This window comes from Granulicatella sp. WM01 (genome assembly GCF_004570605.1).
Lineage (GTDB): Bacteria > Bacillota > Bacilli > Lactobacillales > Aerococcaceae > WM01.
In genome coordinates this window covers 1-611 of record NZ_SPPB01000131.1, presented here as the reverse complement: position 1 = coordinate 611, position 611 = coordinate 1, and the positions used below count along the sequence as shown (strand labels likewise).

The window sequence follows — 611 nt, the reverse complement described above, 5'->3', positions numbered from 1 at the left end:
GCAAATCATCAAAATCTAACGGAAAGGAGGAGCTATAATTGTCAGTAGCAGAAGCACTGCAATTAGCCATTGACTTTGGAATATTAATTGTTTCATTAGTTAGTGTAATGATTGCAATTGCTGTATACTGTAATAAAGACAATAAAAAATAACCGTCTTATCTTTGGTCCGATAACGGTTATTTTTTAACCCAAGAGCCACCGTCTTAAACGGTTCTACAGGGGAACGAGTTACACTTGTTCCCTTTTACAGTTATTATAACATAGGTTCTACAAAATGTAAAAAATAATATATACGAGCAATGTAGAATTAGAAAACTATTTATTATATATGTTAAAAAAGGAACAATTAATACGTGCATTATCGGATAATATGTGATATACTAATCAAGTAGAAAAGTAAAGACGGTGGCTCCTAATTCTGAAAGAGAGGTGATGCCTATGGGCAAATCATCAAAATCTAACGGAAAGGAGGAGCTATAATTGTCAGTAGCAGAAGCACTGCAATTAGCCATTGACTTTGGAATATTAATTGTTTCATTAGTTAGTGTAATGATTGCAATTGCTGTATACTGTAATAAAGACAATAAAAAATAACCGTCTTATCTTTGG

General features: G+C 32.4%; 2 protein-coding genes. Both read left to right on the top strand.

The window, feature by feature from the left end; all coding sequences use genetic code 11:
• The first annotated feature begins 38 nt into the window (after positions 1–38).
• A complete protein-coding gene (locus E4T68_RS09870; RefSeq protein ID WP_228099294.1) occupies positions 39–152 on the top strand; it encodes a putative holin-like toxin in 114 nt (37 codons plus the stop codon).
• Positions 153–482: 330 nt separating this feature from the next.
• The gene (locus tag E4T68_RS09865) at positions 483–596 is read left to right on the top strand and encodes a putative holin-like toxin (RefSeq protein ID WP_228099294.1); all 114 of its coding nucleotides are present in this window, start codon (positions 483–485) and stop codon (positions 594–596) included.
• The last annotated feature ends 15 nt before the right edge of the window (positions 597–611 follow it).